The organism is Mycobacterium sp. NGS22 (assembly GCF_059813095.1).
The window spans coordinates 113,691-139,592 of sequence record NZ_JCALDY010000007.1; the positions used below are offsets into that span (position 1 = coordinate 113,691).

25 protein-coding genes and 2 pseudogenes are annotated in these 25,902 nt (G+C 66.5%); 17 read left to right on the forward strand and 10 right to left on the reverse strand.

Going from position 1 to position 25,902, the window contains the following annotated elements; translation table 11 throughout:
- Positions 1 to 89: 89 nt before the first annotated feature.
- The 3 genes from AC5Y47_RS08815 to AC5Y47_RS08825 all read left to right on the forward strand — a co-directional run bounded on the left by AC5Y47_RS08815 (position 90) and on the right by AC5Y47_RS08825 (position 2,062).
- Positions 90 to 923: a sulfurtransferase gene (locus AC5Y47_RS08815; protein WP_499943538.1), complete on the forward strand. Its 834-nt coding sequence runs from the start codon at positions 90 to 92 to the stop codon at positions 921 to 923.
- Position 924: 1 nt separating this feature from the next.
- Positions 925 to 1,227 (forward strand): DUF1416 domain-containing protein, encoded by a 303-nt coding sequence (locus AC5Y47_RS08820; RefSeq protein ID WP_499943539.1) that lies wholly within the window; start codon positions 925 to 927, stop codon positions 1,225 to 1,227.
- Positions 1,228 to 1,387: 160 nt separating this feature from the next.
- On the forward strand, positions 1,388 to 2,062 hold the full coding sequence (locus tag AC5Y47_RS08825) for a heme-binding beta-barrel domain-containing protein (RefSeq protein WP_499943541.1): 675 nt from the start codon (positions 1,388 to 1,390) through the stop codon (positions 2,060 to 2,062).
- Positions 2,063 to 2,328: 266 nt separating this feature from the next.
- Here the strand turns inward: AC5Y47_RS08825 and AC5Y47_RS08830 are convergent, their stop codons facing one another.
- On the reverse strand, positions 2,329 to 3,201 hold the full coding sequence (locus AC5Y47_RS08830; protein WP_499943678.1) for an aminodeoxychorismate lyase: 873 nt from the start codon (positions 3,199 to 3,201) through the stop codon (positions 2,329 to 2,331).
- A gap of 131 nt (positions 3,202 to 3,332) precedes the next feature.
- Between AC5Y47_RS08830 and ygfZ the strand changes: the two genes are divergently transcribed.
- Together ygfZ and AC5Y47_RS08840 are read left to right on the forward strand one after the other, a co-directional pair.
- Positions 3,333 to 4,418, forward strand: a complete 1,086-nt coding sequence (ygfZ, locus tag AC5Y47_RS08835) for a CAF17-like 4Fe-4S cluster assembly/insertion protein YgfZ (protein WP_499943542.1) — start codon at positions 3,333 to 3,335, stop codon at positions 4,416 to 4,418.
- Positions 4,419 to 4,583: 165 nt separating this feature from the next.
- Positions 4,584 to 4,757, forward strand: coding sequence for a DUF3073 domain-containing protein (locus tag AC5Y47_RS08840; protein ID WP_499943543.1), 174 nt, complete (start codon positions 4,584 to 4,586; stop codon positions 4,755 to 4,757).
- 60 nt (positions 4,758 to 4,817) lie between these two features.
- Here AC5Y47_RS08840 and purM read toward each other — a convergent pair whose 3' ends face one another.
- From purM to AC5Y47_RS08855, 3 genes are all read right to left on the reverse strand, one after another.
- The gene (gene purM / locus AC5Y47_RS08845; RefSeq protein WP_499943544.1) at positions 4,818 to 5,882 is read right to left on the reverse strand and encodes a phosphoribosylformylglycinamidine cyclo-ligase; all 1,065 of its coding nucleotides are present in this window, start codon (positions 5,880 to 5,882) and stop codon (positions 4,818 to 4,820) included.
- A gap of 73 nt (positions 5,883 to 5,955) precedes the next feature.
- Positions 5,956 to 7,488, reverse strand: coding sequence for an amidophosphoribosyltransferase (gene purF / locus AC5Y47_RS08850; RefSeq protein ID WP_499943545.1), 1,533 nt, complete (start codon positions 7,486 to 7,488; stop codon positions 5,956 to 5,958).
- A gap of 132 nt (positions 7,489 to 7,620) precedes the next feature.
- On the reverse strand, positions 7,621 to 8,007 hold the full coding sequence (locus AC5Y47_RS08855) for a sterol carrier family protein (protein WP_499943546.1): 387 nt from the start codon (positions 8,005 to 8,007) through the stop codon (positions 7,621 to 7,623).
- Between the two features lie 19 nt (positions 8,008 to 8,026).
- On the opposite strand from AC5Y47_RS08855, the gene AC5Y47_RS08860 reads away from it, so the two are divergent.
- Complete coding sequence (locus AC5Y47_RS08860; protein WP_499943547.1) at positions 8,027 to 9,235, forward strand: MCE family protein; 1,209 nt, start codon at positions 8,027 to 8,029, stop codon at positions 9,233 to 9,235.
- A 15-nt stretch (positions 9,236 to 9,250) separates the two neighbouring features.
- Here AC5Y47_RS08860 and AC5Y47_RS08865 read toward each other — a convergent pair whose 3' ends face one another.
- From AC5Y47_RS08865 to AC5Y47_RS08880, 4 genes and pseudogenes are all read right to left on the reverse strand, one after another.
- Positions 9,251 to 9,832 carry a hypothetical protein gene (locus tag AC5Y47_RS08865; protein WP_499943549.1) on the reverse strand — a complete coding sequence of 194 codons (582 nt, stop codon included), beginning with the start codon at positions 9,830 to 9,832 and terminating at the stop codon, positions 9,251 to 9,253.
- A gap of 149 nt (positions 9,833 to 9,981) precedes the next feature.
- The gene (gene purL, locus AC5Y47_RS08870) at positions 9,982 to 12,267 is read right to left on the reverse strand and encodes a phosphoribosylformylglycinamidine synthase subunit PurL (RefSeq protein WP_499943550.1); all 2,286 of its coding nucleotides are present in this window, start codon (positions 12,265 to 12,267) and stop codon (positions 9,982 to 9,984) included.
- A gap of 19 nt (positions 12,268 to 12,286) precedes the next feature.
- Positions 12,287 to 12,382 (reverse strand): annotated as a pseudogene (locus AC5Y47_RS08875) (VOC family protein); the annotation flags it as partial.
- Between the two features lie 23 nt (positions 12,383 to 12,405).
- Positions 12,406 to 13,674, reverse strand: a complete 1,269-nt coding sequence (locus AC5Y47_RS08880) for a M18 family aminopeptidase (protein WP_499943680.1) — start codon at positions 13,672 to 13,674, stop codon at positions 12,406 to 12,408.
- A 7-nt stretch (positions 13,675 to 13,681) separates the two neighbouring features.
- On the opposite strand from AC5Y47_RS08880, the gene AC5Y47_RS08885 reads away from it, so the two are divergent.
- A complete protein-coding gene (locus AC5Y47_RS08885) occupies positions 13,682 to 14,755 on the forward strand; it encodes a Dyp-type peroxidase (RefSeq protein WP_499943681.1) in 1,074 nt (357 codons plus the stop codon).
- Positions 14,752 to 15,555: a family 1 encapsulin nanocompartment shell protein gene (locus AC5Y47_RS08890; RefSeq protein WP_499943551.1), complete on the forward strand. Its 804-nt coding sequence runs from the start codon at positions 14,752 to 14,754 to the stop codon at positions 15,553 to 15,555. The genes AC5Y47_RS08885 and AC5Y47_RS08890 overlap by 4 nt, the downstream gene beginning before the upstream one ends.
- Here AC5Y47_RS08890 and AC5Y47_RS08895 read toward each other — a convergent pair.
- Positions 15,531 to 15,792 (reverse strand): annotated as a pseudogene (locus AC5Y47_RS08895) (M18 family aminopeptidase); the annotation flags it as partial. The gene AC5Y47_RS08890 and the pseudogene AC5Y47_RS08895 sit on opposite strands and share 25 nt — an antisense overlap.
- Before the next feature lie 223 nt (positions 15,793 to 16,015).
- Here AC5Y47_RS08895 and AC5Y47_RS08900 point away from each other — a divergent pair.
- The 8 genes from AC5Y47_RS08900 (at position 16,016) to AC5Y47_RS08935 (ending at position 23,834) form a co-directional block, all read left to right on the forward strand.
- Positions 16,016 to 16,888 carry an alpha/beta fold hydrolase gene (locus tag AC5Y47_RS08900; RefSeq protein ID WP_499943552.1) on the forward strand — a complete coding sequence of 291 codons (873 nt, stop codon included), beginning with the start codon at positions 16,016 to 16,018 and terminating at the stop codon, positions 16,886 to 16,888.
- Between the two features lie 67 nt (positions 16,889 to 16,955).
- The gene (locus AC5Y47_RS08905) at positions 16,956 to 18,311 is read left to right on the forward strand and encodes a TetR/AcrR family transcriptional regulator (RefSeq protein ID WP_499943553.1); all 1,356 of its coding nucleotides are present in this window, start codon (positions 16,956 to 16,958) and stop codon (positions 18,309 to 18,311) included.
- 79 nt (positions 18,312 to 18,390) lie between these two features.
- Positions 18,391 to 19,449 carry a zinc-binding dehydrogenase gene (locus tag AC5Y47_RS08910; RefSeq protein ID WP_499943554.1) on the forward strand — a complete coding sequence of 353 codons (1,059 nt, stop codon included), beginning with the start codon at positions 18,391 to 18,393 and terminating at the stop codon, positions 19,447 to 19,449.
- 10 nt (positions 19,450 to 19,459) lie between these two features.
- Positions 19,460 to 20,056: a TMEM175 family protein gene (locus AC5Y47_RS08915; protein ID WP_499943555.1), complete on the forward strand. Its 597-nt coding sequence runs from the start codon at positions 19,460 to 19,462 to the stop codon at positions 20,054 to 20,056.
- 2 nt (positions 20,057 to 20,058) lie between these two features.
- Entirely contained in the window at positions 20,059 to 20,739 is a 681-nt protein-coding gene (locus tag AC5Y47_RS08920) for a haloacid dehalogenase type II (RefSeq protein WP_499943556.1), read from the forward strand.
- A gap of 63 nt (positions 20,740 to 20,802) precedes the next feature.
- Positions 20,803 to 22,257, forward strand: coding sequence for a dihydrolipoyl dehydrogenase family protein (locus AC5Y47_RS08925; protein WP_499943557.1), 1,455 nt, complete (start codon positions 20,803 to 20,805; stop codon positions 22,255 to 22,257).
- Positions 22,244 to 23,266: a TIGR03619 family F420-dependent LLM class oxidoreductase gene (locus AC5Y47_RS08930; RefSeq protein ID WP_499943559.1), complete on the forward strand. Its 1,023-nt coding sequence runs from the start codon at positions 22,244 to 22,246 to the stop codon at positions 23,264 to 23,266. Before AC5Y47_RS08925 ends, AC5Y47_RS08930 begins: the two co-directional genes overlap by 14 nt.
- A 97-nt stretch (positions 23,267 to 23,363) precedes the next feature.
- Positions 23,364 to 23,834 (forward strand): hypothetical protein, encoded by a 471-nt coding sequence (locus AC5Y47_RS08935; RefSeq protein WP_499943560.1) that lies wholly within the window; start codon positions 23,364 to 23,366, stop codon positions 23,832 to 23,834.
- A gap of 3 nt (positions 23,835 to 23,837) precedes the next feature.
- Here the strand turns inward: AC5Y47_RS08935 and AC5Y47_RS08940 are convergent, their stop codons facing one another.
- Positions 23,838 to 24,920, reverse strand: coding sequence for an NAD-dependent epimerase/dehydratase family protein (locus AC5Y47_RS08940; RefSeq protein WP_499943561.1), 1,083 nt, complete (start codon positions 24,918 to 24,920; stop codon positions 23,838 to 23,840).
- A 155-nt stretch (positions 24,921 to 25,075) separates the two neighbouring features.
- On the opposite strand from AC5Y47_RS08940, the gene AC5Y47_RS08945 reads away from it, so the two are divergent.
- Positions 25,076 to 25,888: a lysophospholipid acyltransferase family protein gene (locus tag AC5Y47_RS08945; RefSeq protein ID WP_499943562.1), complete on the forward strand. Its 813-nt coding sequence runs from the start codon at positions 25,076 to 25,078 to the stop codon at positions 25,886 to 25,888.
- Positions 25,889 to 25,902: the final 14 nt, after the last annotated feature.

A 25,902-nucleotide genomic window follows, 5' to 3' on the forward strand; every position in this document is an offset into this window, starting at 1 on the left:
AGCACCGATACCACCCGAGTGCGTGGACGTCCGCGCCAAGCGGTCAGGTAGTGCCCGAAATCCATCAATAGAAATCGAAAGGATCCACCATGGCACGCTCCGACGTCCTGGTCTCTGCCGACTGGGCGGAGAGCAACCTGGATGCCGAAGACATCGTCTTCGTCGAGGTCGACGAGGACACCAGCGCTTACGACGGCGGTCACATCCCCGGCGCGATCAAGCTGGACTGGCGCACCGACCTGCAGGACCCGGTCAAACGCGACTTCGTCGACGCCGAGCAGTTCTCCAAGCTGCTGTCTGACCGCGGCATCTCCAACGACGACACCGTGATCCTCTACGGCGGCAACAACAACTGGTTCGCTGCCTACGCGTACTGGTACTTCAAGCTGTACGGTCACCAGAACGTCAAGCTGCTCGACGGTGGCCGCAAGAAGTGGGAACTCGACGGCCGTCCCCTGTCCAGCGACGCCGTCAGCCGACCGGCTACCTCCTACTCCGCGTCCGCACCGGACAACACCATCCGCGCGTTCCGGGACGAGGTCATCTCGGCCATCGGCGTCAAGAATCTCGTCGACGTGCGATCCCCCGACGAGTTCTCCGGCAAGATCCTGGCCCCGGCTCACCTGCCGCAGGAACAGAGCCAGCGCCCCGGCCACGTCCCGAGCGCCATCAACGTGCCGTGGAGCAAGGCAGCCAACGAGGACGGCACCTTCAAGTCCGACGACGAGTTGGCCAAGTTGTACGCCGACGCCGGCCTGGACGGCTCCAAGGAGACGATTGCCTACTGTCGAATCGGGGAACGATCGTCGCACACCTGGTTCGTGCTGCAGGAATTGCTCGGACACCAGAACGTCAAGAACTACGACGGCAGTTGGACGGAATACGGCTCCCTGGTGGGTGCCCCGATCGAGTTGGGAAGCTGACATGTGCTCTGCACCGAAACAAGGACTGACGTTGCCCGCCAGCGTCGACCTGGAGAAGGAAACGGTGATCACCGGTCGCGTCGTCGACCGGGACGGACAAGCCGTCGGCGGCGCGTTCGTGCGGTTGTTGGACTCCTCCGACGAGTTCACCGCGGAGGTCGTCGCGTCGGCCACCGGTGACTTCCGCTTCTTCGCCGCGCCGGGATCGTGGACACTGCGGGCATTGTCCAAATTGGGCAACGGAGACGCCGCGGTGGCGCCGTCGGGCGCGGGCGTCCACGAGGTGGACATCAAGATCGCCTGACGGGTCGGTCACATCAGCGCCCGGATGTACCAGCCCGAGCAACAGGTGAGAATAGACTCGTCCCCGTGGTGCTGTTCTTCGAGATCATGCTGGTCGTGGCGACCGGGGTCATCTCCTGGTTTGCGCTGTATGCGCTGTACCGGTTGATCACCGACGAGTCGTGACCCCGACCGAGGGCGATGACGCGGCAGGCGGTTCCGAGGCCGCCGGTTCGGCGGATCGTGCCGTCGCCGCCGCGGCCGAACGCGCCAAACTGACCGCCGCGCGCAATATTCCGGCGTTCGACGACCTGCCGCTACCCGCGGACACCGCCAACCTGCGCGAGGGCGCCAGCCTGAACGACGCATTGCTGGCGTTGCTGCCGCTGGTCGGGGTCTGGCGCGGCGAAGGCGAGGGTCGCGGGAGCCACGGCGACTACCGCTTCGGCCAGCAGATCGTGGTCTCCCACGACGGGGGCGACTACCTGAACTGGGAAGCCCGGTCGTGGCGGCTCACCGCCTCGGGCGACTACGGAGAGCCCGGTCTGCGCGAGACGGGATTTTGGCGCTTCGTCAGCGACCCAGACGATCCGACCGAATCCACCGCGATCGAACTCTTGTTGGCACACTCGTCGGGATACGTCGAGCTCTTCTATGGGCGACCACTCACCCAGTCGTCGTGGGAGTTGGCCACCGACGCCCTGGCGCGCAGCCGGTCGGGTGTGCTGGTCGGCGGCGCCAAGCGGTTGTACGGCATCGTCGAGGGCGGCGACCTGGGTTACGTGGAGGAACGGGTCGACGCCGACGGCGCCTTGGTGCCGCATCTGTCGGCGCGCCTGGCTCGCTACGTCGGCTGATCGCCTCCCGCCGCAATGGCTGGCCGGGGAAATGGAGCGGCCCCCGAGCCATATTCCGGTTGGACAGACCGGAAGCTCGAGGGCCGGGTGACTGCGGGAAATTCGCCAGCGCGCGTTGATCGCTGACTCTTCCGAGCCAATGCAGCTAGCGCGCAGCCACCTCACATGTCCATGAAGCTATCAATTTCGCGGACCACCTCCTTTCCTGTGTACTGACGAAGCTACCACCGACCCCGAAACGGTTGCCAGCCATTAAATTTCGGCCGCTACCGGCCGTCCCGGTCGCTGACTATCGCGGCGTCGATCAACTCGGCGAACGTGGCCGCGAAGGGCGCGGGGGGCAGCAGCCGACCGTCCAGAGTGTGCACCCGGGCCGCCAGCGTCATGCTCGATATCAACCAAACGCCCTGAGCCGCAAGCAGATCCGCAACCCGAAGGGCACGGTAGTCGCAGTCGTAGCCGTTGCCGCGCGCGACCTCGAACAGCGCTTGTTGGGTGGTTCCCCGCAGGATGGGGAACCACGGCGGCGGGGTCAACAGACAGGGCTTGCCGTTCTCGCCGTCGGTCGCGATGACCACCGTCGAGCGCGGACCCTCCAGGACGTAACCGTCGGTGCTGACGAACACGACATCACCCGCGCCGCGGCGGGACGCGTGGCGCAACACCGCCATGTTCACCGCGTAAGACAGCGTCTTGGCGCCGGCCAGCAGCCAGGGCATCGCATCGATTCCCTTGGCCGGCAACCCTCTTTCGAGGGTGATCGCCGATACGCCGTCACGGCGCACCGCGGCCACTCGTTCCGGCACCTGGTTGACTGCGACGTAGCCGGTCGGGGCCGAACCGCTCTCCCGGCCGCGGCTGTAGACCAGCCGCATCGCGGCTTCCGCACCGGTGGTCGCGACCCACTGTCGGGTCGCGACGTCGATCGCGCGACGCCAGCCGGGCAAATCAGGTTCGGGTAGGTCCATCAGCTTGGCGGACTGGGTCAGCCGTTGCAGGTGCGACTCGATCAGACATGCCCTGCCGTCGCGCACCAGCAGCGTCTCGAACACCCCGTCACCGCGGACCGCGGCCAGGTCGTCGGCGTGCAGCAGCGGCGTTCCCGGATCGACGATCGCGCCGTCGAGCGTGACAACCACAGCGGCCATGAGGGGTCAGCCTAGCTACCCCGTCGTTCCCAGCGTGCGTCGCGCTGGCGTGACTGTCGACGTCGAGCGTCACGCCAGCGTGACGTTCGGGTGGCCCGGAGCCGTCGCCGTAAGGTTGACGTGTGAACCCAGTCCCTGCCCCGGATCCCGGACCCGACGCCGGTGCGATCTGGCATTACGGCGATCCGCTGGGTGAACAGCGGGCCGGCGAAACCGACGCCATCCTGGTGGACCGCTCGCATCGTGCAGTGCTGGCCCTGACCGGCGACGACCGGCAATCCTGGCTGCACAACATCTCCACCCAGCACGTCAGCGCACTGCCCGAAGGCGCGTGCACCCAGAATCTGAGTCTGGACGGGCAAGGCCGGGTCGAGGACCACTGGTTGCAGACCGAGCTGGGCGGCACCACCTACCTCGACACCGAGCCGTGGCGGGGCGAGCCGTTGCTGAACTACCTGTCCAGGATGGTCTTCTGGTCCGACGTCACACCCGCGGCCGCGGACCTGGCGGTGCTCTCACTGCTCGGTCCACGGCTGGCAGACACAACGGTGCTCGACGCGCTGGGACTGGACGCGCTACCGGCCGAAGGGCAGTCGATGCCGCTGGCCGGTGGCGGTTTGGTGCGACGTATGCGCGGCGTTGCGGACGGGCCGGTCGAACTGGACCTGCTGGTGCCGCGCGGCGAATCGGGCGACTGGCAGCGGCGCCTCGGTGTGCGCCCGGCCGGGGTGTGGGCCTATGAAGCTCATCGGGTGGCCGCGCTGCGTCCGCGGCTGGGCGTGGACACCGACGAGCGCACCATCCCGCACGAAGTGCGCTGGATCGGCGGCCCCGGCGAGGGCGCGGTGCATCTGGACAAGGGCTGCTACCGGGGACAGGAAACGGTCGCGCGGGTGCACAATCTGGGCAAACCGCCCCGGATGCTGGTCCTGCTGCACCTCGACGGTTCGGTGGACCGGCCGTCTACCGGTGACCCGGTCCTTGCCGGTGGGCGCACGGTCGGGCGGCTGGGAACGGTCGTCGAGCACGTCGACCTGGGCCCGATAGCGCTGGCGCTACTCAAACGCGGCATACCGGGCGACACCGAGCTGGCGGCGGGCGCCGAGGGCGAGGTCGCCGCGGTGATCGACGCCGAATCACTGCCGCCAGTCGACGAGGTGGGCGCCGGACGGCTCGCCGTGGAGCGGCTGCGCGGCGGTGGCCGTTGATCGACTGTGACGTCGACGACATCCCCGGGCCGGTCGGTGTCCCCAGGCAGGGCGAGCCGACGTTCGGGCACCGGGCACGGTAAGCTGTCGGCAGGACAATGACACTAAGAGATCGGAGCCGCCTACTTGTTAGGCCGCTCCGTTATTTCGCGAGGGGGTTCCCCCATGGGCCGCGGCCGGGCTAAGGCAAAGCAGACCAAGGTTGCTCGAGAACTGAAGTACAGCTCCCCGCAGACGGACTTCACGCGGCTGCAGCGCGAGCTGTCAGGGACGAGCACCGATGAGTCGGACCACGCGGACGACGATTCATACGACGACCAGGACGACTGGCGCCGCTAGACCTCACCACCCGACCGTGCCCTGCACATCGCAACGGCACGGTCGGCTTGACGTCTGGGCCTAGAAACGCGGGTGCTGTCCGACGAGCTTGGCCCGAGGGCCCTCTTTTCCTCCCTTGCCCACGGTGCCCAGCACCCAACAGTCCAGGTGCCGCGCGGTCAGTATCGCCTGGGCGCGATCGGTGTCCTCGGGGGCGACGACGGCGATCATGCCCACCCCCATGTTGAACGTCTTCTCCATCTCGGCCCGCGCTACCCGGCCCCGCTGGGCGATCATGCCGAACACCGGCGCCGGGGTCCATGTGCCGCGGTCCACCTCGGCGACCAGCCCGTGCGGGATGACCCGCGCCAGGTTGCCGGCCAGCCCTCCGCCGGTGACATGGCAGAACGTGCGGACCTGGGTCTCGGCGGCCAGTGCCAGACAGTCTTTGGCGTAGATGACGGTCGGCTCCAGCAGCTCCTCGCCCAGCGTGCGACCGAACTCCTCCACATAACCGGCGAGGTTCATCCGGTCGATGTCGAGGAGAACGGAACGGGCCAGCGAATAACCGTTGGAATGCAGTCCCGAGGATGCCATTGCGATGATGACGTCACCTGGTTTGACGCGCTCGGGGCCCAGCACGTCGTCGGCCTCGACCACGCCGACACCGGTCGCCGAGATGTCGTAGTGGTCCGGTTCCATCAGGCCGGGATGCTCGGCCGTCTCGCCCCCCAACAGGGCGCAGCCCGCCCGCACGCAGCCCTCGACGATGCCGCTGACGATCGCCGCGACCCGTTCCGGGACAGTGCGGCCCACCGCGATGTAGTCCTGCAGGAACAGCGGCTCGGCGCCACACACGACGAGGTCGTCGACCACCATCGCGACCAGGTCCAGCCCGACGGTGTCGTGCTTGTCCATCGCTTGAGCGACCGCGATCTTGGTGCCGACGCCGTCGGTGGACGCCGCCAGCACCGGTTCGCGGTAGTCGCCACGCAAGGCGAACAGCCCGGCGAATCCGCCCAGCCCACCACGTACCTCGGGTCTGGTGGCCCTGACTGCCAGCGGCTTGAACAAGTCGACGGCGCGGTCACCGGCCTCGATGTCCACCCCGGCCGATGCGTAAGTGACGCCTTCGGGATCCGTCATCGCGATAAAGGCTACCGGTAGCCGGCCACGGCGGTACGCGTCACCGCCGATTGCGCGCCGAGAGTCGTAATCGTCAGCGCGAGACGGGAACTTCCGGGACTTGCTGGCCGGACAACTCGCCCATGCCGGCCCCGCGCGCGGCGGTGGCGAGCATGTGCTCGATCACGTTCTTACCCAGCGCGCTCTCACTCGGCAGCTCGATCGGGTAGGTGCCGTCGAAGCACGCCGTGCACAACCGCGAGGCGGGTTGCTCGGTGGCCGCGATCAGCCCGCGCAGCGAGATGTATCCCAGCGTGTCGGCGTTGATCGCGTGCCGCACCGCCTCGAGCATCTCGCCTTCGTCCTCGACGGCGTTGGCGATCAACTCGGCCGGCGACGGGAAGTCGATGCCGTAGAAGCACGGCCATTTCACCGGCGGTGAGGCGATCCGCACGTGCACCTCCACCGCGCCGGCCTCACGCAGCATGCGCACCAGCGCGCGTTGGGTGTTACCTCGCACGATCGAGTCGTCGACGACGATGAGCCGCTTGCCGCGGATCACTTCTTTGAGCGGATTGAGCTTGAGCCGGATGCCGAGCTGGCGGATCGTCTGAGACGGCTGGATGAAGGTTCGCCCGACATATGCGTTCTTCATCAGGCCCTGGCCGTAGGGGATGCCCGATTCCTGGGCGTACCCCACCGCGGCGGGTGTGCCGGATTCCGGCACACCTATCACCAGGTCGGCGTCCACCGGGCATTCGCGGGCCAGCCGACGGCCGATCTCGAGCCGGGCACCGTGAATCGACCGCCCGGCGATGACGCTGTCCGGCCGGGCCAGATAGACGTACTCGAAGATGCAGCCCTTGGGCGACGGGTTGGCGAACCGGGTGGACCGCACTCCGTCGGCGTCGATGGCCAGCAGTTCACCGGGCTCGATGTCGCGGACGAAGGAGGCGCCGACGATGTCGAGCGCGGCGGTTTCGGAGGCGACGACCCAGCCGCGGTCGAGCCGGCCCAGCGACAACGGACGCACCCCGTGCGGGTCGCGACAGGCGTACAGGGTGTTCTCGTCCATGAACGTCAGACAGAACGCACCACGCACCGTCGGCAGCAGTTCCAGCGCCGCCTGTTCCAGGCTGGAGTCGGCCGCGCCGTGCGCCAGCAGCGCGCCCAGGATGTCGGAGTCGGTGGTCGCCGGTGCCGGGCACCGCCTGGCCATCAGCCCCGCGTCGCGGGCCCGGGCCGCCAGCTCGGCGGCGTTGACCAGATTTCCGTTGTGCCCCAAGGCAACTCCGGTCCCGGCCGCGGTGTTACGGAACACCGGCTGGGCGTTCTCCCAGGTCGTGTCCCCGGTCGTGGAGTAGCGGCAGTGCCCGATCGCGACGTGGCCGTCCATGGCCGCCAACGTCTGCTCGTCGAATACCTGACTGACCAGACCTAAGTCCTTGAACACCAGAACCTGGGATCCGTCGGCGACCGCGATGCCCGCGGCTTCCTGGCCGCGATGCTGCAACGCATACAGGCCGTAGTACGTGAGCTTGGCGACGTCTTCACCCGGGGCCCAGACCCCGAATACACCGCACTCTTCACGGGGCGAGTTGAAGTCTTCTTCGGGCTGCACGGTCACGGTTTGGCGGCTCCCTGGGGCGCGGGTAGTGACGGTAACGGAGTCTACGGCTTTGCCGCCGGTAGCGACGAATTCGGCGGGCGTGTTATTCCCGTTCATTTTCGGCGTGTCGCGCCAAACACGCAGGTCAAGTCACATATGCACCACCGGTAACAGGTGGCCAATCTCACTCGACCGGCTGCCCGACAGACGCAGCAGACCGCTGTCGGAGGCCTCGTCGAAACCCATCAGCCCCGTGGCCACCAACAGCCACGTGCGCGGGTCGGTCTCCACGACGTTCGGCGGTGTTCCGCGGGTGTGCCGGGGCCCCGCGACGCACTGCACCGCGACGAACGGCGGCACCCGGACTTCGACGCTGGCGCCGGGCGCCAGGGCAGCCAGTGTGCGGGCGGTAAGTCGCACAGCCGTCCCGAGCTCAGCCCGGTCCGGCCCGGGACGGGTCTCGTCGCGTAACCATTCCGCAATGGCCAGCACGGCCTGCCGAGTCTTCGCCGGATCAGCGCTATTCCGGGCAGCCATACCCTAGGGTCTCAGAACTATGGACCCGCGGACGCGGCCACCTTTCAAGACCATCGGCGTGCTCGCGCTGATTGTGCTGGTGATCGTGCTGGGGTCGCTGTATTGGCAGTTCCGCGGCAACTTCACCCCGAAGACCAAGTTGACGATGATCGCCCCGCGGGCGGGTCTGGTGATGGACCCCGGCGCCAAGGTCACCTACAACGGCGTGCAGATCGGCCGGGTGTCCCAAATCTCCGAGATCACCCACCACGGCGTCCCGGCAGCGCAGCTGGTGCTGGATATCTATCCGCGCTACATCCCGCAGATCCCGGCCAACGTCGCTGCCGAGATCAAGGCGACGACCGTGTTCGGCAACAAGTACATAGCGCTGAGCTCACCGACATCCGCGCCGTCACCGCAACACGTCACACCCTCGACGGTCATCAACGCGACCCAGGTGACCACCGAGTTCAACAGCTTGTTCGAAACTCTCACCGCCATCTCGGAGAAGGTCGACCCGGTCAAGCTCAATCTGACGTTGAACGCCGCCGCGCAGGCGCTGACCGGGTTGGGCGACGAGTTCGGCGCTTCGCTGTCGAATGGCAACGCCATCCTGGATGACCTGAACCCGCGACTGCCGCAGGCCCGCTTGGATATTCAGCGCCTCGCGGCCCTGGGAGACACCTACGCCGACGCCGTCCCAGACGTGGTGGAGGCCCTCGACGCCGCCGCGACCACGGCCCGCACCGTCGACAGGCAACAAGGTGACCTCGACGAGGCGTTACTGGCGGCTGCGGGCTTGGGCAACATCGGCTCGCCGGTATTCGAGCGGGCGGGGCCCTTCCTGACCCGCGGAGCCATCGACCTGGAACCGACCGCACGGCTGCTCGACGAGTACAGCCCCGAGGTCTTTTGCACATTGCGCAACTACGACCACGTCGCACCCAAAATCCGTGCGGCACTGGGGTTCAACGGCTACGCGCTCGGTGCGAACTCGGCGGGCGGCATCACCGGGGCGCCGCCGCCGTACTTCTACCCGGAGAACCTGCCCCGGGTGAATGCACGCGGCGGCCCCGGCGGCAAACCAGGCTGCTGGCAGCCGGTCACCCGTCAGCTGTGGCCCGCCCCGCTGCTGGTGATGGACGTCGGGGCCAGTCTGGCGCCCTACAACCACTTCGAACTTCCCTCGCCGCTGATGCTCGACTACGTGTGGGGTCGCCAGGTCGGTGACTACACCATCAATCCCTGATCTGTGCCCGCTGCACTACACCATCAGTAGTCCGCCATGGGGACCGCCGCCGCGGCAGTGCTGGTCGAGAATGTCCAGGGCTTCGCGCAGGAAAGCGTCTCCGTGCCGGATATGGGTCGCCGCCTGCAGCATTCCTGCGGCGTCTTCGGTGCGCGCGGCGGAGATGCAATAGGGCAGACCGATCTCGTAGTCGGTGACTGCCTGCTGCAGCGTTCTGTTCAGCGCCCGCTCCGGGCTCGGCAGCTGTTGGTGTAGTTCGCTGACCGCGCCGGCGGCGGATTGGCATGCCGCAGCCGTGGCCGCGACATCGCGGCGGGTGGCAGCAGCGGCAATGGTGTTTCGCTCGGCTACCAGGTGACTGATCAGCGGCTCGGATTTGGTGCGCCATGCCGCCAGCGACTCGGGCGTCGGTGCAACCGCTTCGCTGTCCGGTGAATCCGGTTGTTCGGTGCGGTAGTGAGCCCAGGCCGATAGAACGGCGATCACGATCAGCAGAACAGTCCAACCCGCCGCCATGACCCGGCGTTCGTGGCCATAACGGTCGATCTTCTGCAGCGAGATACCCGTGTCAGCGCGGTGGAGGCTTGCTGTGGCCATGGCTGCGTCCCTGCCTCTGTGCAATCGAAAATGGCCGGGTGGGGCGGTGCATCTGGCTCAGCTATCCGCAAGATCGAGGACCTCGACGCTCAAGTACCCGCGACTTTCCGCGGTAATCCCGGAAACCGGGTATTTCTTCGCCGGCGGCGTTAGCCGAAGAAGCGCGGCAGCACCGCTTCGGAGGTCTCGCGCAATTCGGCCAAGGGGATGGTGAACAGCCCTTGCACCTCGATGCCGTCCGAGGCCTGGTCGACGACGCCGATGCGGACGGCGGGCAATCCCCGCGCCTCGCACATGGACCGGAACCGGCTCTCCTCGGTGCGGGGTACGGCGACCAGCACCCGTCCGGAGGACTCGGAGAACAATGTCACGAACGGGTCTGATCCCTCGGGAAGCACTATGCGACAACCGGTTTCACCGGCCAGCGCCGCCTCGACGACGGCTTGGGCCAGCCCGCCCTCGGAGAGGTCGTGTGCGGCGGTCACCAGTCCGTCCCGGGATGCCGCGCTGAGCACCTCGGCCAGGAGCTTCTCCCGCGCCAGATCCACGGTGGGCGGTCGGCCACCCAGATGGTCGCCGGCGATCTGCGCCCAGACCGATCCGTCGAGTTCGTCGCGGGTATCGCCGAGCAGAATGAGGGTTTCTCCGGGTTCGGCGCCCAACCCTGTCGGGATGCGCCGGCCGACGTCGTCGATCACGCCGAGGACGCCGACTACCGGCGTCGGCAGGATCGCCGACGATCCCGTCTGGTTGTAGAAGCTGACGTTGCCGCCGGTGACCGGGATGCCCAGAGCCGCACAACCATCGGCCAACCCGCGCACCGCCTGGGAGAACTGCCACATCACGCCGGGATCTTCGGGCGAACCGAAGTTGAGGCAATTGGTCACCGCGACCGGGGTGGCGCCGGTGACCGCCACGTTGCGGTAGGCCTCGGCCAGCGCGAGCTGTGCACCGGTGTAGGGATCGAGCTGGGTGTAGCGTCCCGACGCGTCGGTGGACAGCGCGATACCGCGGCCGGTCGCCTCGTCGATGCGCAGCACACCGCCGTCGGCGTGCTCGGCGAGCACCGTGTTGCCGCGCACGTAGCGGTCGTACTGTTCGGTGATGAATGCCCGACTGCACAGATGCGGACTGCCAAGCAGCGCAAGCAAAGTCGCGCGTAGCTCGGCACCGGTGGACGGGCGGGGCAGCCCGGCGGACGTGTCGGCGTTGAGGGCATCCTGTGCTTCCGGGCGGGCGACCGGACGCTGATAGACCGGCCCTTCGTGGGCGACCGTGCGCGGCGGCACGTCCACGACCGTCTCCCCGTGCCAGGTGATGCGTAGCCGGTCTCCGTCGGTGACCTCGCCGATGACGGTGGCCAGCACTTCCCATCTGCGGCACACCGCCATGAACGCCTCGACGTTCTCCGGTGCCACCACCGCACACATCCGCTCCTGGGACTCGCTGCACAGCACCTCGGCCGGGGTCATGTCCTTGGCCCGCAGCGGTACGGTGTCCAGATCGATGGCCATGCCACCGTCCCCAGCAGAAGCCAATTCCGAGGTGGCGCATGACAATCCGGCACCGCCCAGGTCTTGGATGCCGATCACCAGACCACCGGCGTAGAGCTCCAGGCAGCACTCGATGAGCACTTTCTCCATGAACGGATCGCCGACCTGTACCGACGGCAGCTTCTTACGTGAGTTTTCGGCGTCAAAGGTGTCCGACGCCAGCACCGACACCCCGCCGATGCCGTCCAGACCGGTCCGCGCCCCGAACAGGATGATCTTGTTCCCGGCGCCCGAGGCGAACGCCAGATGCAGGTCCTCTTGCCGTAGGACACCGACGCACAACGCATTGACCAACGGGTTGCCGGCGTAGCTGGCGTCGAAGACGGTTTCACCGCCTATGTTGGGCAGTCCCAAGGAGTTTCCGTAGCCGCCGATACCTCGGACCACCCCGTCCACCACGCGACGGGTGTCGGGCGCATCGGCGGCACCGAACCGGAGCTGGTCCATCACCGCCACCGGGCGCGCGCCCATCGCCATGATGTCGCGCACGATGCCACCGACGCCGGTGGCCGCGCCCTGGTAGGGCTCCACATAGGAGGGGTGGTTGTGCGACTCCACTTTGAAGGTGACCGCCCAGCCGTCGCCGATGTCGACGACTCCGGCGTTCTCGCCGATGCCGGCCAGCATGCCGGTGCGCATCTCGTCGGTGGTGGTCTCACCGAAGTAGCGCAGGTGCACCTTGGAGGACTTGTACGAGCAGTGCTCGCTCCACATCACCGAATACATCGCCAGCTCGGTGTCGGTGGGCCGCCGGCCCAGGATCTCCCGGATCCGCTGGTACTCGTCGTCCTTGAGACCCAACTCGTGGAAGGGTTGCGGCTGGTCGGGGCTGGTTGCGGCGTGCTCGACGGTGTCGATCGATGAGGGCTGCGCGCTCGTCACGCAGTCAGTCTAGGTTCACCCCGGCAAGCCGGCTGACTCTCGTACCGTCGAACTGCTCGGCCCACCAACCGGCCAACGCCGCGGGATCGGTGGAGTCGAAGGTGACGATTTCCAGTGTGGGCGTCGTAGCCCACGGCCCTAGGCCGGGGCCGAGTCGGGCGAAAGGAACGCGCTGAGCGCAGCCGCATAGGCGGGCACATCGTGCGCGCCCATCAACTCGCGCGCGGAATGCATGGCAAGTTGCGGGGCACCGACGTCGACGGTCGGGATGCCGGTGCGTGCGGAGGCCATCGGCCCGATGGTCGACCCGCAGGGCAGATCCGCGCGATGTTCGTACCGCTGCAACGCAACTCCGGCCTGGCGGCACGCCATCGCGAAAGCCGCTGCGGTGCGTCCGTCGGTGGCGTAGCGCAGATTCGGGTGCACTTTGACTACGGGCCCCCCGTTGACCTCGATGAGATGGCCCGGCTCGTGCCGCTCGGGATAGTTCGGGTGGGTCGCGTGGGCCATGTCGGCCGACGCCAGCAGCGAAGCGGGCAGCAGCCGCAGGTAGTCCTCCCGGGATCCGCCGCCCGCGAGCACGATTCGTTCCAGCACGGTCGTCAGGAGATTGGACTGTGCACCGTGATCCGAGGTCGACCCAACCTCCTCGTGATCGAAAAGCACCAGCACGGGCAGGAACTCGCCGGGCGAAGCATTCAGCAGCGCTTCCAGTCCCGCGTAGCAACTGGCCTGATTGTCCAGCCGCGGCGCGCTGAGCAGGCTGGCGTCCGCGCCGATCACCGCCGAGGGGGTCAGGTCGTGCGTCATCAAATCGGCGCCCAGCACGTCGGCGGCGGAAACCTCGGCACGCTCGGCGACGTAGGCGAGGAAGGACTCGACCGCGGTGCCGACCCCCCATACGCCGTTGACGTGCCGCTGCGGATCCAGCGTCAACGCCTTGCGATCGTCGGCCAGGTGGATGGCAAGCTGGGGCACCCGCAGGATGGGTTCGTCGATCCGGACCAGTTGGTGAGTCACCGTCGTGCCGTCGCGCAACGACAACCTGCCGCTGACACCCAGGTCGCGGTCCAGCCAGGAGTTCAGCCACGCGCCGCCATATGGCTGCAGCGCCACCACCTTCCACCCGGCCACCGACCGGTCGGGATGTTGTTTGACCCGCAGGTTGGGGCTGTCGGTGTGCGCGCCGACGATCCGGAACGGAGTCACACCGTCCAAGCCGTGCCAGGCGACCAGCGACCCCGCGCGGACGGTGAAGTAGCGGCCGGGCTGCGCCGGCCAGCGGTCGGTCTCGTCGAGTTCGCGGTATCCGGCGTCGAGCAACCGCGCGGCCACCGTGGCACAGACGTGGAAGGGCGACGGCGAGGCGTCGATGAACTGAGCGAGACCCGCGGCGCTCGCCGACATGGCGGACATGGTCACCATCATCGCTGTCCCGGACAGCACCGTTGGAGTTAGGGTCTGCAGCGTGCCTCCGGTTCAGCCCCAACCCGTTCTAGCACCGCTGACGCCCGCCGCCATCTTTCTCGTGGCGACCATCGACGAGGGCGGCGAAGCAACGGTGCACGACGCGTTGGGCGACGTCTCCGGCCTGGTGCGCGCGATCGGATTCCGCGAGCCCGCCAAGCGTTTGTCAGCGATCGCCTCGATCGGTTCCGACGCCTGGGACCGGCTGTTCTCCGGTCCGCGCCCGGCCGAGCTGCATCCGTTCGTCGCCTTGGCGGGACCGCGGCACACCGCACCCGCCACACCGGGAGACCTGCTGTTCCACATTCGGGCCGAGAGCCTGGACATGTGCTTCGAACTCGCGGGTCGCATCCTCGAGGCGATGGCCGGTGCGGTCACCGTCGTCGACGAAGTGCACGGTTTCCGGTTCTTCGACAACCGCGATCTGCTCGGCTTCGTCGACGGCACCGAGAACCCCGACGGCCCGATCGCGGTGAGCGCCACGGCAATCGGCGACGAAGACCCCGACTTCGCCGGCTCCTGCTATGTGCACGTGCAGAAGTACGTGCACGACATGACGTCGTGGAACTCGTTGACGGTCACCGAACAGGAGCGGGTGATCGGGCGAACCAAGCTCGAAGACATCGAGCTCGACGACAACACGAAGCCGGCCGATTCGCATGTCGCGCTCAACGTCATCACCGACGAGGACGGCGACGAGCTGAAGATCGTGCGCCACAACATGCCGTTCGGCGCGGTCGGCAAAGGCGAGTACGGCACCTATTTCATCGGCTACTCACGCACCCCCACGGTCACCGAAACGATGCTGCGCAACATGTTTCTGGGCGATCCCCCGGGTAACACCGACCGCATCCTGGAGTTCTCCACCGCCGTCACCGGCGGCCTGTTCTTCTCCCCCACCGTCGACTTTCTCGACGATCCGCCGCCACTGCCGCAACATAGACCGGCCGTTGCGGTACCCGGCCCGCCACCCCACGACGGTTCACTGCAAATCGGCAGCCTGAAAGGAACCTCCCGATGAACAACCTCTATCGCGATCTGGCGCCAGTCACCGAAGTCGCCTGGGCCGAAATCGAATTGGAGGCCACCCGGACATTCAAACGACACATCGCGGGTCGCAGGGTGGTCGACGTCAGCGAGCCCGGTGGTCCGGTGACGGCGGCGGTCAGCACCGGGCGACTCCTCGACCTGGAGTCCCCCGCCGACGGCGTGATCGCCCACCTCCGGGACAGCCGGCCCCTGGTACGGCTACGAGTGCCATTCGTACTGTCGCGCAATGAAATCGACGACGTCGAGCGCGGCTCCAATGACGCCGACTGGGAACCGGTCAAGGCAGCCGCCAAAAAGCTTGCGTTCGTTGAGGATCGAGGAATCTTCGAGGGCTATGGGCCGGCATCGATCGAAGGCATCCGCGGCGCCAGCTCCAACCCGCCGCTCACGCTGCCGGAGGACGCGCGTGACTTTCCCGACGTGATCACCCAGGCGCTGTCGTCGTTGCGATTGGCCGGGGTCGACGGACCGTATTCGGTCCTGCTTTCCGCCGACGCCTACACCAAGGTCAGTGAGACCACCGAGCACGGCTATCCCATCCGTGAGCACCTGCACCGGTTAGTGGACGGGGACATCATCTGGGCACCGGCCATCGACGGCGCTTTCGTGTTGACCACGCGTGGCGGCGATTTCGACCTGCAGTTGGGTACCGATGTGTCGATCGGTTACCTCAGCCACGACGCCGACACCGTGCAGCTGTATCTGCAGGAGACCCTGACCTTCCTGTGCTACACCGCCGAGGCTTCGGTGGCGCTCGCGCCGCCGGCGTAGCCCGAGAGCACCAGCACAGGCAGGAACTCGCCGGGCGAAGCATTCAGCAACGCTTCCAGTCCCGCGTAGCAACTGGCCTGGTTGTCCAGCCGCGGCGCGCTGAGCAGGCTGGCGTCCGCGCCGATCACCGCCGAGGGGGTCAGGTCGTGCGTCATCGTTGACGTGCCGCTGCGGGTCCAGCGTCAACGCCTTGCGATCGTCGGCCAGGTGGATGGCAAGCTGGGGCACCCGCAGGATGCTGTTGGGTGTCGGGTCAGCGCCGCGCCGTAGGTACCACAATGGCTCGGTAGTGGGCGACGGTCCTGCCCAAGTCTGCCCCTGGAGCCAAATATCTGCTGAGTGGGATGCCTGACCCAGAATATCCCGCGGCTCGATCTTCATCGATCCGGGCCGATGCATCGATGGCGCCGTTCGTGCATAATGGGATGGACAACCCATTACGGGGTGAAGGAGGACTTACATGCCGAAGGTTCATCACCATTACCTCGCCGTGGATGGCCGCCAACTGTTCTACCGCGAGTCGGGCAGTCCCGAGAGGCCCACAATCGTTCTCCTGCACGGCTTTCCGACCAGCTCATACATGTTTCGCAATCTCATCCCTGCTCTCGCAGGTCGCTATCACGTGCTCGCACCCGACCATCTGGGTTTCGGGTTGTCCGACGCGCCGCCGGTCGAGGAATTTCATTACAGCTTCGATTCGCTCACCGATTTGACTGCCGGATTGCTGCAACAGTTGGGAATCGATCGGTATGCCCTCTACGTCCAGGACTACGGTGCTCCGATCGGTTGGCGGTTGGCACTGCGCAACCCGGACGCGATCACTGCGGTCGTCACCCAGAACGGCAATGGGTACGACGCCGGCTTCGTGCCGCAATTCTGGCAGCAGGTGTGGGCATATCAGGACGACCCGTCCGCCGGCAACGAGGCCGCTATCCGAGGGTTCCTCAGCTTGGCGGCCACCCGGTGGCAATACCTCACGGGCGTCGCCGATCCGACGCTGGTGGATCCCGACTGCTGGCATCACGACTATGCACTGCTCGCGCGCCCCGGGAACGACTCGATACAACTGAAGCTGTTCCGCGACTACGCAACCAACGCGCCGATGTATCCCCGGCTGCACGAATACTTCCGCGCCACCGGGGTTCCGCTGTTGGCGGTGTGGGGCCGCGGCGATGAGATTTTCGGTCCGGCCGGTGCCGAAGCGTTCGCCACCGATCTGCCCGACGCCGAAATTCATCTACTCGAAGGCGGGCATTTTCTGCTGGAGTCGGCGCTGGATGACGTCGCCGCACTGATGCTCGGTTTCCTGGACCGGAATCTGGTACCAAGCTGACCAGCCGCCCGATATCAGTGGGCTGAATATCCCATAATCGCAGTGGCGGTCACGTTAGCCTGACGCGATGGATCCGGATGCCGACTCCCATCCGCGGTTGACGGCGAAGGGGCGTGCCACCCGCGATCGGATCGTGCTCGCTACCGCCGAGTTGATCGTGACCGACGGCCTCGCGGCATTCAACATGGACAACGTGCGCCGCGCCGCCTCGGTGAGCGGTTCTCAACTGGCGCATTACTTCACCGATAAGGGCGCCTTGATTCGTGCGGTGATCGGTCGCCAGATCGGCGTGGTGCTTGATTTCCATCGGCAGCCCAAGCTCGGCGGGTTGACCACCTTCGCCGACTTCGAGCGGTGGATCGATCTCAATATGCGCTACCTCAGACGCATCGAGTACACCGGCACACCGACCTACCACGCCCTGGCCGCCCAGCTGGCCAAGTCCGACAGCGCCACCCGGGAAGCACTTGCAGCGGGTTACCGGCAATGGATCGTGCTGCTCGAGCGCGCACTGCAGCAGATGAAAGACGACCGAGTTCTCGTCGCCGACGCCGACGTGCATGCGTTGGCCTCGGTCATTGTCTCCGCCCACCAGGGTGGCGGCACCCTGGCCTTCACCTATCGTGCCGAGTGGCCGCACGCCGACGCGATCCGCTTCGCGATCAACTATCTGCGCACCTTTGCGGTCGATCCCGCTGAACGGGTGGCGCGAGCGCCGCGGCGTGCGCGCGGACGTGCGTCCATCCCGACCCGAAGTGACGCGCCCGATGTTCGGTTGACCAGCAAGGGTTTGGCGACCCGGGCCCGCATTGTCGACGCCGCCGCCCGGCTGATCTTCGAGCGCGGGGTGGCGAATACCAGCATCGACGACGTGCGATCCAGTGCCGGGGTGAGTGGATCGCAGATCACGCACTACTTTCGCGACAAGCGTGAACTGACCCGGCACGTCATCGCCGCGCGTCACACTGGCGTGCAGGCCTTCCACACCCGCCCGGCGTTCGGCCGCCTGGACAACGTGGACGCCCTACAAGCCTGGGCCGACGCGTGTGTCGCCGATGTCGACTCCGTGTATCGGCTCGGAGGGTGCGTCTACGGTTCGCTGGCCGGTGAACTCATCGACGCCGACGATGACATCCATGCCGATCTGTCCGCCGGCTACGACGCCTGGATCGCGCTGTTTCGCGACGGCCTGCTCCAAATGCAGAGTCGCGGCGACTTGCGGCCCGAAGCGGATGCACGACATCTGGCAACATCTCTCGTCGCGGCACACCAAGGCGGTGCCATGCTGACCTTCGTGGCCGGTGATCCGGCTCCGATAACCGCCGCCGTGTATGCCGCCGTCGACTATGTGCGTTCGTTTTCCAGCCAACGCAAGGCCCCTCGTGCCCGATCGGGAAACCCCAGACGCGCCTCGAAATCCTGACCCGGTCTGGACATTATGGGTTGCCCAGCCCATAATAATGGGACATCTGGCCCATTACTGATGGAAAGTCTGAAAAGCTATGCCTGTCAAAGAAGTCAGCGTGTTGCCGAGCGCACCAGCCGTGGTGCGTGAATCGGCCGCCGTCGAAAACATGCGTGCCATCGTCTTGGAGCGGTTCGGCGGGCTGGACAGCCTGGTGTACACCGACATACCGAAACCGCTCCCCCGGAACGGCGAGGTGGTGATCGAGGTCAAGGCCTTCGGCATCAACCACGCCGAGTTGCACATGCGGCGAGGCGAGTGGGCCGAAGCTGCCGAGGTCAGTGGTATCGAATGTGTCGGCATCGTCGATTCCTGCCCGGGTGGCGAATTCCCGGTGGGTGCGAAGGTCGCGGCCTTGATGGGCGGCCTCGGACGGACTGTCAACGGCAGCTATGCACAGTTCACCCGGGTGCGCACGGGGAATGTCGCGCTCATCGAATCCGATCTACCGTGGTCGCAACTGGCTGCGTTGCCGGAAACGTACGCCACCGCCTGGACGTGTCTGTTCCGCAACTTGACCTTGCAACCCGGCCAGAGGCTGCTGATCCGCGGCGCCACATCGTCTTTCGGCCAGGCTGCGGTGAAAATGGCGGTCGCAGCCGGCGCCCACGTCGTCGCCACCGTGCGCAGTCCGAAACGCATCCCGATGCTGGAGGCACTGGGTGTAGAGCGCGTGGAACTGGAACGAACCAACCTGGCCGCTCACCTCGCCGAAGCCAAGAACCTGGATGCCGTCTTGGATCTGGTGGGAAACAGCACCATCCTCGACTCCCTCGACATGTTGCGCCGTGGCGGTTCGGCCTGCCTGGCGGGATGGCTGGGCGGACTCGCGCCGATCAGCGACTTCAACCCGCTGCTGCGGATGGCAAGTGGAGTGAACCTGAACTTCTTCGGCAGCTTCGTCTTCGGCACCCCCGGCTTCCCACTGTCCGACGTGCCGCTACAGGACATCGCCGAACAGGTCGCCGACGGCTTGCTGGATGCCCGCCCGGCACGGATATTCGGCTTCGATCAGATCCGCGAAGCACATCGGGTGATGGAGTCCGGCGATGCCGGCGGAAAGATGGTCGTCACCATCGATGCGGAGCGCAACTGAAGCCCGGAGCATGGTAACCCCGAACGCCGACGCCGAACGAGTTCGGCAATTCTCCCATGGTGTCTTCGCGGTGATCATCACCATCCTGGTGCTGAAATTGGAACCGCCGAAAGCTGATTCGTTCGGTTCGCTGCTGCCGCTATGGCCAACGGGTTTGAGCTACGTAGTCAGCTATTTGTTCATGGCGGTGGTGTGGGTCAATCATCATCATCTGTTCCATTACGCCCAGGCAGCCACAACAAGGCTGGTCTGGTCGAACTTCGCGCACCTGTTCTCGGTGTCGTTGATCCCGTTCACCACCGAATGGATTGCCGAATCCCGCCTGGCCGGGGCACCCGTGGCGGTATATGCGGCGGTGTTCGTACTGGTTGATGTCACCTATCTCGCGCTGTGCCGGGAAGCCATCGAGCGTTGTGCCGCCGAGGATGTGTCGCGACGGATGCGCACAATGTTGCACATGAGATCTTTCGTCACGATCGGCGGATTCGCGGCGGCGGCAGTCATCGCACCCAAGTGGTCAATGGCAGCGATGATCCTGATCTGCCTGTGCCTGGTCGGGTACTTGCGTCCCGACATCGGCGCACCTTCGAAGCGGGCTGCGCGGTAGCTGTGTCGCCTTCGATTCTGGTCTTCGACGTAAACGAGACATTGATTGATATCGACTCGACGGCAGCAGTTTTCGGTGAACTCTTCGGCGATCGCCGAGTGCTGCGCGAGTGGTTCGGTCAACTGGTGATGTATTCGATGACAGTGACTCTGGCTGAGCGGTATGTCGATTTCGGCGCCCTCGGTGAGGGCGTGCTGCGCATGCTCGGCCAAATTCACCAAGTGGATCTGACCCAGCATGACGTCAACCGGGTCAGCGCGGCGATGCGAATGTTGCCGGCGCATGCCGACGCCGCCGACGCGTTAGCCCTGCTGCGCAACAACGGCTTTCGACTGGTCACCCTGACCAATTCCCCGCACGTTCCTGGCCTGCCGACGCCACTGGAGAACGCCGGGCTGGCCGGTCTGTTCGAGCGGCAGCTCAGCGTCGACCCGTGCCGCGCCTTCAAGCCCGCGGCGGACGTCTACCGGCATGTCTGCCGGAAACTCGACGTGGCGCCCGATGAGTGCATGATGGTGGCGGCTCACGGCTGGGATCTTCTCGGAGCACAAAACGTAGGCTTCAGCACGGCGCTGGTCGTTCGCCCAGGCAACCAGCCGTTGCTCGTTCCGGGGCTCCCACAACCGGACCTCGTGGTGACGGACCTGCACGAGCTGGCTGAGCGCCTCACGGCCGCGAGGTAGCCGAGCTCGCTCACCGCCCGGGTAGCTTCATTGACAGAACCGAGCCGAAAGGACCGTGCAGCCATGCCGGAGGAGCAGGAGTTCGACGTCGTAGTGCTCGGCGCCGGTCCCGTCGGGCAGAACGTCGCCGACCGGACACGGGCCGCGGGCTTGAGCGTCGCAGTGGTCGAACGCGAACTCGTGGGTGGCGAGTGCTCCTACTGGGCCTGTGTGCCGAGCAAGGCGCTGCTGCGTCCGGTCCTCGCCGTCTCCGACGCCCGCCGCCTCGACGGTGCGCGCCAGGCGATCATCGGCCCCATCCATCCGGGAGGTGTCTTCGCCCGCCGCGACCGCTACGTGAGCGACTGGGACGACACCGGACAGGTCGAGTGGGTGGAAGGCATCGGCGCCACACTGATCCGCGGACACGGACGGCTGGATGGTCCGCGACGAGTTGTGGTCACCACACCCGGCGGCAAGGAGGTGGCGTTGTCGGTCCGGCATGCGGTAGTCGTCTGTACCGGGAGCCGGCCGGCGTTGCCCGACCTGCCGGGTCTGTACGACGCCCGGCCGTGGACCAACCGCGAAGCAACCGACAGCAGCGAGGTCCCGAACCGGCTCGCCGTGGTCGGCGCCGGGGGCGTCGGCGTCGAAATGGCAACGGCCTGGCAGGGATTGGGCGCTCAGGTCACATTGCTGGTCCGAGGATCACAGCTGTTGCCCCAGATGGAGCCGTTTGTCGGTGAGCTCGTCGGCCGCGGACTCGCCGACGCGGGCGTGGATGTACGCATGGGCGTATCGGTGCAGGAGCTGCGCCGGGCCTATCCCTATTGCCCGGTGTCGCTGGCGTTGAGCGACGGCACCGACCTGGAAGTCGACGAGATACTTTTTGCCACCGGCCGAAAACCGCTCACCGATCACATCGGCTTGGAGACGGTCGGGCTGACGCCGGGCAGTTGGCTGGATGTCGACGACACCTGCCGGGTCAAGGGAATCGAAGACGGGTGGCTGTACGCGGCCGGCGACGTCAACCACCGCGCGCTGCTGACCCATCAGGGCAAGTACCAGGCCCGCATCGCCGGTGCCGCCATCGGTGCGCGCGCCACGGGACGACCGCTGGACACCGAACCGTGGGGCGCGCACGCGACCACCGCGGACCATCACGCCGTGCCGCAGGCGTTCTTCACCGATCCTGAAGCCGCGGCGGTGGGACTGACCGCCGAGCAGGCCGCCCAGGCCGGCCGCCGCACGAAGGTCATCGATGTCGAGATCGGCGATGTCGTCACGGGCGCCAAGCTTTTCGCCGACGGATATGTCGGTCGGGCCCGCATGGTGGTCGACGTGGACAGCCGGCATGTGCTGGGCGTGACCCTGGTGGGTCCGGGTGTCACCGAACTGCTGCACGCGGCCACCATCGCCGTCGCCGGCGAAGTGTCCATCGACCGGTTGTGGCATGCGGTCCCCTGCTTCCCGACCATCAGCGAGCTGTGGCTGAGACTCCTTGAGGCTTACCGGGATTCGTTCTATGTCGTCGTCTAGCCGAGCCGGTTTCTTCGACACTCGCGTGGGTCTCATCCTGGCTCTGACGATCAACGGCCTGGCGGTGAGCGCGTACCCCGATATAGTTGCCGTCTCCCAGAAAGCGGAACGCTACGGCTTTGATTCGGTGTGGTTGTGCGACCACTTCCTGACCATCAGTCCCGACGACTACGTCAAGGACGCCGGCATTGCCGACGGACCCGCCGGTGTCGACTCCGGCGCGCAGCCCACGTCGCTGCCTTTGCTGGAGTGCTGGACGGCGCTGAGCGCGCTGGCTCGCGACACCACTCGACTGCGGCTGGGCACCAGCGTGCTGTGCAACTCCTACCGCCACCCTTCGGTGCTGGCGAAGATGGCCGCCACGTTGGACGTCATCTCCGACGGGCGCCTGGATCTGGGCCTGGGCGCGGGCTGGTTCGAGCGCGAGTTCAATGCCTACGGCATCCCGTTTCCGCCGGTCCGCGACCGGGTCTCGGCACTCGAGGAGTCGCTGCAGGTGCTCAGGGCGGTGTGGACAGAGGCGAATCCCAGCTACGCCGGTCAGTTCTACACACTCGACGGTGCCGTGTGTGATCCGCCGCCGGTCCAGCAACCCCATCCCCCGCTGTGGGTGGGTGGTGAAGGCGACCGCGTCCAAACCATCGCCGCCCGTTCGGCGCAGGGGCTCAACGTGCGGTGGTGGTCACCCGAGCAGGTGAGCCGGCGCCGGGACTTCCTGAACCGGGCGTGCGAGTCGGCCGGGCGTGACCCCGGCACGCTTCGGGTGTCGGTGACGGCGTTGCTGGCACCCACCGAATCCGTCGAGCAGGAAGCGCGGATCCGCGCGGAATTCGCTTCGATTCCCGAATCGGGACTCATCGTCGGGTCCCCCGAACGGTGCGTCGAGCGCATTGGGCAGTACCAACGCTGCGGAATCGATCAGTTCCTCTTCACGATCCCGCACGTCGTCCGGTCCGATTATCTCGATGTCGTTGGGCGTGAGATCATTCCCTCGATCAAGGCGGCCTGAGCTGGGCGCTGTCGCTCAGCGAATTCTCAACTGATTCTTGGCAATCGCTGTCCGTCGCAGAAGGATTCGCATAGCCGCCGGCCTCAGCATGGCTACCATGACTGCGCTTTCGGCCGAGCCCTTCAGCACCAGCCTGATCGAACGCTATCTGTATAGCCGCGGTCGGCGCTTCTTCCGGGGCCGGCACGACGGCGAGTTCTTCTTCGTCCTCTCCGACAGCCGGCGCCTGCACGTCCACCTCGAGATCCCGGCCCTGCACGCCGACGTGTGCACGATCCGGGTCACACCGGCGTGCTTCTTCCCGGCCATCGAGCGCGCCCACCTGTCTCAGTTCGCCGACAGCTGGAACGAGCACAACCGCGACATCACGGCGATCGTGCACGCATCGTCGGATCCGCAGCGCATCGGCGTCACCGCCGAGCAATCCCGCTGGTTCGGCGAGCAGGTCAGCTTCGACGACTTCGCGGCCTTCGCCGACCGCGCCCTCAGCGCCGCGATCGACCTCTTCCGCAGGCTGGACCCGGCCGTCGAACTGCCGACCGCGCCGTTGCTTCTCGACGCCGGCTGACGGTCAGCCGATCAGCACCTTGTCCACGCGCGGCTCGCCCAGTTTGCGGCCTATCGCACCCCACGGGTCGGCGTAGCAGCCCGGCGCGTCCCGGTACGCCGCACGTCGCCGCAGCAGCATCCGCGCCAGCGGTGCCACCAGTCGCATCGGATGGCGACGCCAACCGGTCGCCGCACGCATCTCGGCCAGCATGTCCGGCCAGCTGTGCTGCTGAAATGCCAATGCCTGCTGAGCCTGGGTGGTGTCCATCCAGTCGGTGACGAACCAGTCCTCGTCGCTGTCGGGATTGCCGGGCCGGCCGACCGGCAGCACATCGTTCAGACCGCGGGTGGCGGCGAGCGCGGCGCCGACCTCGCCCTGCCGCAACTTGTGCGAGTCGTCGCCGGCAACCAGCAGGATCTCGCCCACCACGGCATCCCGTGCGGCAGTGGTCGCGGCGGCGAATGCGGCCGCGACATCGCGGACATCGACGCTGTGCATCCGCCCGTCGGCCGGCAGCGCACTTTCGAAGAACAGCGCGTCGAGGGTGAACGGCATCGCACCGGGGTCGACGCTCATGACGCCGCCGAGTCGCAGGATCACCCAGTCCAGGCCGGAGTGGCGGACGTGCTGCTCGGCCTCGGCTTTGTGCGCGCCGTAGAGATCCGAGGGATCCACCGGGCTCTCAGCGGTGAGCAGTTCGTGGTGACGGTGCGGGTTGCGGGCGCCGTGCACGGCGTTGCTGGACGCCTGGATGAAGCGGGGTGGACGCCGGCACGACTCGGCGGCGCGCAGCAGCGAGACGGTGGCGTCGACGTTGACCAGGCGCGCCAGGTCAGGCTTGCCGTAGATGACCGGCGGGATGACCGCGGCCAGATGGATGATCACCGTCGGTTCGACCTCTGGGACCAAAGTCGCCACGGCGTCCGGGTCGGTCAGGTTGGCCCAGCGCGCCTTGACGCCCGCCGGCAGTGCCCTGGCGGCTTTGCGCTGGGCGGAGGTGCCGATGTCGGTGGCGACCACTTGATGGCCGTCCGCGGCCAGCCGTCGTACGGTCTGCGAACCGACGAGTCCGAATCCTCCGGTGACCAGAACTTTCTCGGGCATTCTCTCCCCTGACCTCGCCATATGTGCGGTATGCCACATCCGGTGATAATGACATTCTCTTAATTTGAGAGTAGCATGTTCTCTACGGACGTAGAGAGGTCTAAAGGGGTAATTCCCATCACAGGCCGGATATCAAACGCAATCGGAGAACATTCATGGGCGCCGCCAGCAACACCCCTGACCACCGCGAGATCGCCAAGTGGGATCCCGCGTTCACCAAGCAGGTCATCGATGCCGTCGCGCCCGCGATGAAAGTCTGGCATCGCGCGGAGGTGCGGAACCTCGACAACATCCCGCCGGCCGGCGGTGCGTTGGTGGTGTCCAACCACTCCGGTGGCATGTTCACCCCGGACGTGTTCATCTTCTCCCCGGCCTACTACGACGCTTTCGGCTACGACCGGCCGGTCTACACCCTGGGCCACTACGGCCTGTTCATGGGACCCATCGACGGCTGGCTGCGCCGACTCGGGGTGATCGAGGCAAGCCGGGAGAACGCCGCCGAAGCGCTGCACTCCGGCGCGCTGGTGTTGGTTTTTCCCGGCGGCGACTACGACTCGTACCGGCCCACGTTCAGCGCGAACACCATCGACTTCAACGGACGCACCGGCTACGTCCGGACGGCCATCGAGGCCGGGGTGCCGATCGTTCCGACGGTGTCGATCGGCGCTCAGGAGACCCAACTGTTCCTGACCCGCGGCAACTGGCTGGCCCGCCGCCTGGGCCTGAACAGGTTCAGGTCAGACATCCTGCCGGTCAGCTTCGGTTTTCCGTTCGGCCTGAGCGTGTTCTTCCCGCCGAACGTGCCGCTGCCCGCCAAGGTGGTCACCGAGGTGCTCGAGCCCATCGACATCCTCGCCGAGTTCGGTGAGGATCCCGATGTCGCCGAGGTCGACGCCCATGTCCGTGCGGTGATGCAGGAAGCGTTGGATCGCTTGGCCGGCCAGCGCCGGCTGCCCATCCTGGGCTGATCGGAGGCCGTGAC

Bases quoted from the DNA above. Each gene is read 5' to 3' on its own strand.
- AC5Y47_RS08815 (WP_499943538.1), top strand. From the start codon at position 90: ATGGCACGCTCCGACGTCCTGGTCTCTGCCGACTGGGCGGAGAGCAAC.
- AC5Y47_RS08820 (WP_499943539.1), top strand. From the start codon at position 925: ATGTGCTCTGCACCGAAACAAGGACTGACGTTGCCCGCCAGCGTCGAC.
- AC5Y47_RS08840 (WP_499943543.1), top strand. From the start codon at position 4,584: ATGGGCCGCGGCCGGGCTAAGGCAAAGCAGACCAAGGTTGCTCGAGAA.
- purM (WP_499943544.1), bottom strand. From the start codon at position 5,882: ATGACGGATCCCGAAGGCGTCACTTACGCATCGGCCGGGGTGGACATC.
- AC5Y47_RS08855 (WP_499943546.1), bottom strand. From the start codon at position 8,007: ATGGCTGCCCGGAATAGCGCTGATCCGGCGAAGACTCGGCAGGCCGTG.
- AC5Y47_RS08860 (WP_499943547.1), top strand. From the start codon at position 8,027: ATGGACCCGCGGACGCGGCCACCTTTCAAGACCATCGGCGTGCTCGCG.
- AC5Y47_RS08865 (WP_499943549.1), bottom strand. From the start codon at position 9,832: ATGGCCACAGCAAGCCTCCACCGCGCTGACACGGGTATCTCGCTGCAG.
- AC5Y47_RS08880 (WP_499943680.1), bottom strand. From the start codon at position 13,674: ATGTCGGCGAGCGCCGCGGGTCTCGCTCAGTTCATCGACGCCTCGCCG.
- AC5Y47_RS08885 (WP_499943681.1), top strand. From the start codon at position 13,682: ATGGTCACCATCATCGCTGTCCCGGACAGCACCGTTGGAGTTAGGGTC.
- AC5Y47_RS08890 (WP_499943551.1), top strand. From the start codon at position 14,752: ATGAACAACCTCTATCGCGATCTGGCGCCAGTCACCGAAGTCGCCTGG.
- AC5Y47_RS08900 (WP_499943552.1), top strand. From the start codon at position 16,016: ATGCCGAAGGTTCATCACCATTACCTCGCCGTGGATGGCCGCCAACTG.
- AC5Y47_RS08905 (WP_499943553.1), top strand. From the start codon at position 16,956: ATGGATCCGGATGCCGACTCCCATCCGCGGTTGACGGCGAAGGGGCGT.
- AC5Y47_RS08910 (WP_499943554.1), top strand. From the start codon at position 18,391: ATGCCTGTCAAAGAAGTCAGCGTGTTGCCGAGCGCACCAGCCGTGGTG.
- AC5Y47_RS08915 (WP_499943555.1), top strand. From the start codon at position 19,460: ATGGTAACCCCGAACGCCGACGCCGAACGAGTTCGGCAATTCTCCCAT.
- AC5Y47_RS08925 (WP_499943557.1), top strand. From the start codon at position 20,803: ATGCCGGAGGAGCAGGAGTTCGACGTCGTAGTGCTCGGCGCCGGTCCC.
- AC5Y47_RS08930 (WP_499943559.1), top strand. From the start codon at position 22,244: ATGTCGTCGTCTAGCCGAGCCGGTTTCTTCGACACTCGCGTGGGTCTC.
- AC5Y47_RS08935 (WP_499943560.1), top strand. From the start codon at position 23,364: ATGACTGCGCTTTCGGCCGAGCCCTTCAGCACCAGCCTGATCGAACGC.
- AC5Y47_RS08940 (WP_499943561.1), bottom strand. From the start codon at position 24,920: ATGCCCGAGAAAGTTCTGGTCACCGGAGGATTCGGACTCGTCGGTTCG.
- AC5Y47_RS08945 (WP_499943562.1), top strand. From the start codon at position 25,076: ATGGGCGCCGCCAGCAACACCCCTGACCACCGCGAGATCGCCAAGTGG.